6 protein-coding genes are annotated in these 4,761 nt (G+C 69.3%); all 6 read left to right on the forward strand.

Going from position 1 to position 4,761, the window contains the following annotated elements; translation table 11 throughout:
• The coding region (locus AB0J09_RS56425) for a response regulator (RefSeq protein WP_360710846.1) at nucleotides 1–529 on the forward strand (529 nt) is incomplete at its 5' end.
• Entirely contained in the window at nucleotides 526–1,353 is an 828-nt protein-coding gene (locus AB0J09_RS56430) for a glutamate ABC transporter substrate-binding protein (protein WP_360710849.1), read from the forward strand. The genes AB0J09_RS56425 and AB0J09_RS56430, both read left to right, overlap by 4 nt.
• A gap of 81 nt (nucleotides 1,354–1,434) precedes the next feature.
• Nucleotides 1,435–2,178 carry an amino acid ABC transporter ATP-binding protein gene (locus tag AB0J09_RS56435; RefSeq protein WP_360710852.1) on the forward strand — a complete coding sequence of 248 codons (744 nt, stop codon included), beginning with the start codon at nucleotides 1,435–1,437 and terminating at the stop codon, nucleotides 2,176–2,178.
• Between the two features lie 9 nt (nucleotides 2,179–2,187).
• On the forward strand, nucleotides 2,188–3,024 hold the full coding sequence (locus AB0J09_RS56440; RefSeq protein WP_360710855.1) for a glutamate ABC transporter substrate-binding protein: 837 nt from the start codon (nucleotides 2,188–2,190) through the stop codon (nucleotides 3,022–3,024).
• A 4-nt stretch (nucleotides 3,025–3,028) separates the two neighbouring features.
• A complete protein-coding gene (locus tag AB0J09_RS56445; protein WP_360710858.1) occupies nucleotides 3,029–3,697 on the forward strand; it encodes an amino acid ABC transporter permease in 669 nt (222 codons plus the stop codon).
• 19 nt (nucleotides 3,698–3,716) lie between these two features.
• Nucleotides 3,717–4,514 carry an amino acid ABC transporter permease gene (locus tag AB0J09_RS56450; RefSeq protein ID WP_360710861.1) on the forward strand — a complete coding sequence of 266 codons (798 nt, stop codon included), beginning with the start codon at nucleotides 3,717–3,719 and terminating at the stop codon, nucleotides 4,512–4,514.
• Nucleotides 4,515–4,761: the final 247 nt, after the last annotated feature.

Below are 4,761 nucleotides of genomic sequence, written 5' to 3' on the forward strand. Positions count from 1 at the left end.
CCGGCTGGTGCTGCTCGACCTGCACCTGCCGGACCTGCCGGGACTCGAGGTGGCGCACCGGCTGCGCCGGCCCGACCAGCCGTCCGCCGACGTCATCGTGATCTCAGGACGCAAGGAGTCGGCGACGGTACGCGCGGCCATGCAGCGCGGCGCCCTGTACTACCTGGTCAAGCCGACCAGGGCGGGCACGCTCGAGCAGACGCTGCTGCGCTACGCGGCCACCGCCGAGCAGCTGGAGGCGGGCGACCGGTTCGTCGAGCAGCAGGAGATCGACCGCATCTTCCGCTCGCTCCACCTCGATCAGGGCTCCCGGCCGAAGAGCATCTCGGCGGCGACCGAGCAGCTGGTGCTCGACGCGCTGTCCGCCGTCACGGAGGACGCCTCGGCGCACGAGCTGGCGGGGATGATCGGGGTCAGCCGCGCCACCGCCCGCCGTTACCTGGAGCATCTCGCCGACCGCGGGCTGGTCGAGGGGCGTCCCAAGTACGGGCCGACCGGTCGCCCGCAGCACCGGTACCGCGTACGGTGAGCACGCTCAGGGTGCTGCTCGCCGTACTGCTCTGCCTCCTGCCCGCGGGCTGCGGCGAGGACAATCCCTTCCCTGAGGGCTCGACGATGTGGCGGATCAGGGAGCGCGGCATCCTCACGGTGGGCATCAAGTTCGACCAGCCGATGTTCGGCTACAAGGACCCGGCCAGCGGGCGGATCACCGGGTTCGACGCGGAGATCGCCAGGCTCATCGCGAAGGACCTGACTGGCAGCGAGCGCAACATCCGGTTCGTGGAGACGGTGTCGCGCGAGCGCGAGAACTTCATCGCCCAGGGCGTGGTGGACGTCGTCATCGCCACGTACTCGATCACGCCGGCCCGCGCCCAGCTGGTCACCTTCACCGACCCGTACTACTACGCCGGGCAGGACCTGCTGGTCAGAGTCTCCGACACCACCATCGACGACGTGTCGGACCTCGATGGCAAGGACGTGTGCACGGCGAAGGGCTCCACCTCCAGCGACCGGCTGCACTCCCTGGCGCCCGGCGCCCGCCTGGAGATCGTGGACGCCTACAGCGTGTGCGTGCCGGCGCTCATGGCCGGGCGGGTCGACGCGATCAGCACCGACGACACGATCCTGCTCGGCCTGCTGGACCAGCATCCGGACGTGTTCCGGCTGGCGCGCAAGCCGTTCGGGCGCGAGCCGTACGGGATCGGCGTGCGCAAGCAGGACACCGGCCTCCGCGACTACCTCAACGGGCTGATCGGTCAGTGGCTGCGCGACGGGCAGTGGGACCGCGCCTACAAGGACACCATCGGCGTCTCCGGCGCCACAGCTGATCAATCTCGCCCCGCCAATCGCTGAGCAGAACGCGCATAAGCCTTTTGGTGACACATGCGGCTCCTACGGTTACGCCAACGCTGACCGAGACAAGGAGCGTGACGCATGACTCACGCGGACCTGATCGTCCTGGACCAGGTCAACAAGCGCTTCGGCGACCACCACGTGCTCAGGGACGTCAACCTGACCGTCAGGCAGGGCGAGGTCGTGGTGGTCATCGGCCCCTCCGGAGCGGGCAAGTCGACCCTGTGCCGGGCGATCAACCGGCTGGAGACCATCGACTCCGGCACGATCAGCCTGGACGGGACGCCGCTGCCGGCTGAGGGCCGGCCGCTCGCCAAGCTCCGCGCCGAAGTGGGCATGGTCTTCCAGTCGTTCAACCTCTTCGCGCACAAGACCGTCCTGGACAACGTCGTCCTCGGGCAGGTCCACGTGCTGAAGCGGCCGAAGGCGGAGGCCGAGCGCAAGGCCCAGGAGTTGCTCGACCGGGTCGGCATCGGCGGACAGGCGGCCAAGTTCCCCGCCCAGCTGTCCGGCGGGCAGCAGCAGCGGGTGGCCATCGCCCGTGCGCTGGCCATGGACCCGAAGGCGATCCTGTTCGACGAGCCGACCTCGGCGCTCGACCCCGAGATGGTCAACGAGGTGCTCGACGTCATGACCTCGCTCGCCCGCGAGGGCATGACCATGGTCGTCGTCACCCACGAGATGGGCTTCGCCCGGCGCGCGGCCGACCGGGTCGTCTTCATGGCCGACGGCGAGATCGTCGAGCAGAACACCCCCGACGCGTTCTTCGGCTCCCCGAACAGCGAGCGCGCCCAGTCCTTCCTCGCCAAGATCCTCACCCACTAAGGAGCTTCCATGTTCGGCCGTTCCCTCTACGCGACCTTCACTGTGATCGCGCTGGCCACCGCCGCCACGGCCTGCGGCGGCGGCGAGGACAGTTACGCCTCCGTCGTGGACAAGGCGAAGAACGACAAGAAGCTGGTGATCGGCGTGAAGGCCGACCAGCCGGGGCTGGGGCTGCGCACGCCCGACGGCAGCTTCACCGGCTTCGACATCGAGGTCGCCAAGTACGTGGCCAAGCAGCTCGGCGTCGAGGCCAAGGACATCACGTTCAAGGAGACCGTGTCGGCCAACCGGGAGGCCTTCATCGAGCAGGGCCAGGTGGACATGGTGGTCGCCACGTACTCGATCACCGACGCCAGGAAGCAGAAGGTGTCCTTCGCCGGGCCGTACTTCGTGGCCGGGCAGGCCCTGCTGGTCAGGGCGGCCGACTCCGCGCTGACCGGGCCGGAGGCGCTGAACGGCAAGAAGCTCTGCTCGGTCGCCGGCTCCACCCCGGCGCAGAAGGTCAAGACGGAGTACGCCAAGGAGGTGCAGCTGCAGGAAGAGCGGACGTACTCGGCCTGTGTGGACCGCGTGCTCGGCGGCCAGCTCGACGCCATCACCACCGACAACGTCATCCTCGCCGGCTACGCCGCGCAGCACACGGGCAAGCTCAAGGTGGTCGGCAAGCCGTTCAGCACCGAGAAGTACGGCATCGGGCTGAAGAAGGACGACACGAACGGGCGCAAGGCGGTCAACGACGCGCTGGAGAAGATGTTCTCCGACGGCAGCTGGACGAAGGCGCTGCAGGCCAGCGTCGGCGCCTCCGGCTTCGCCCTCCCGCAGGCCCCGCAGCTGGAGCGGTACTGATCGTATGGAAGCACTGCTGATGGAACGCGAGACGATCCTCGCCGCGTTCTGGATGACGATACGGCTGACGGCGGTCAGCGCGATCGGCTCGCTGGTGCTGGGCACGCTGCTGGCCGGCATGCGGGTGGCCCCGCTGGCCTCCCTGCGCGGCGCCGCGAGCGCCTACGTGTCCGTGGCCCGCAACACGCCACTCACCCTGGTGCTGCTGTTCACCGGCCTCGGCGTCGGAGCGAACCTCGGGGTCGAGCTGTCGGACGACATCGCGACCAACAACTTCTGGCTCGCCGTCATCGGCCTGACCGCCTACACCTCGGCTTTCGTCTGCGAGGCCCTGCGCTCCGGGCTCAACACGGTGCCGGTCGGGCAGGCGGAGGCGGCCCGGTCGCTGGGGCTGGGCTTCGTGCAGACGCTGCGGCTGATCACGCTGCCGCAGGCCTTCCGCGCCGTGGTGGCGCCGCTGGGCAGCATCCTGATCGCGCTGACCAAGAACACCACGATCGCGCTCGTGGTCGGCGTGAGCGAGGCGTCCGTGCGGATGCGGGAGATGATCGAGACGTACGGGGACCAGGTCATCGAGATCTTCCTCGGCTTCGCGGCCGGATTCGTGCTGCTGTGCCTGCCGATGGGGTTGCTGTTCGGCTGGCTGTCGCGGCGGATGGCGGTTGCGAGATGAACCTCTTGGCGGTGATGTGATGAGCTACGCGAACCTTTACGAAACGCCCGGGCCCCGCGGCATCCGGCGCAACCGGGTGCTGGCGGCGGGTGTCGCGCTCGTGCTGCTGGTGCTGGCGTACGTGGTCTATGTGCGGTTCGACGCGAAGGACCAGTGGACGGCCGACAAGTGGACGCCACTGCTGCGCGGCGACGTCTGGGCCACGTTCATCCTGCCGGGGCTGGCCGGGACTCTGGGCGCGGCCGTGGCGGGGGTGGTGCTGGCGGGGCTGTTCGGGCTCGTGTTCGCCACCGCGCGCCTGTCCGACCACCGGTGGATCCGGGTGCCCGCGGCCGCCGTGGTGGAGTTCTTCAGGTCCGTCCCGCTGCTGCTGCTGATCTTCTTCGCCTTCTTCGGCTCGTACGTGCTCATCGGCGCGAACATCTCGGCCTTCGCCGCCGTCGTCTTCGGGCTCACCCTCTACAACGGCTCGGTGATCGCGGAGATCATCCGGGCCGGTGTGCAGAGCCTGCCTCGAGGGCAGGCGGAGGCGGCTTACGCGATCGGCATGCGCAAGGGGCAGGTGATGCGGCTCGTGCTGCTGCCCCAGGCGTTCCGCGCCATGATGCCCGCCATCGTCAGCCAGTTCGTGGTGCTGCTGAAGGACTCGGCGCTGGGGCTCATCGTGGGGTACGACGAGCTGGTGGATCGGGGGTTGAATGGGATCGCGGCCAACTTCTCCAACGTCATTCCGGCGGCGATCCTCATCGCGGCCATCTTCATCCTGATCAACCTCTCCCTCGACCGCCTCGCCCACCGCCTCGGCGCCACCCGCTGACCCCCCGGCCGCCCCCCTCGGCGCCACCCGCCGAGCGCGGGGCGCAACCGACGCGGCAAGCCGGCCCCGCCCCGGCGACCGCCGTCTCCGCCGGGGCCGTTCACCCCTTCTCCCCCAAAGGGACGTCAACCCGCGACGCCGGGATGGCCACTCTCCGACCGTCCACGGACGCGGTCCTCCGGGAAAAGGGCAGGTTGCACGGGCAGCGCCAGTCAAGAAGGGCAGCCGTGCGACGCCGGCGGCGACG

This window comes from Nonomuraea sp. NPDC049784 (assembly GCF_040659615.1).
Lineage (GTDB): Bacteria > Actinomycetota > Actinomycetes > Streptosporangiales > Streptosporangiaceae > Nonomuraea.

What these genes read in the sequence shown, in the direction of transcription:
- AB0J09_RS56435 (WP_360710852.1), top strand. Translation starts at nt 1,435, where the DNA reads ATGACTCACGCGGACCTGATCGTCCTGGACCAGGTCAACAAGCGCTTC.
- AB0J09_RS56440 (WP_360710855.1), top strand. Translation starts at nt 2,188, where the DNA reads ATGTTCGGCCGTTCCCTCTACGCGACCTTCACTGTGATCGCGCTGGCC.
- AB0J09_RS56445 (WP_360710858.1), top strand. Translation starts at nt 3,029, where the DNA reads ATGGAAGCACTGCTGATGGAACGCGAGACGATCCTCGCCGCGTTCTGG.
- AB0J09_RS56450 (WP_360710861.1), top strand. Translation starts at nt 3,717, where the DNA reads ATGAGCTACGCGAACCTTTACGAAACGCCCGGGCCCCGCGGCATCCGG.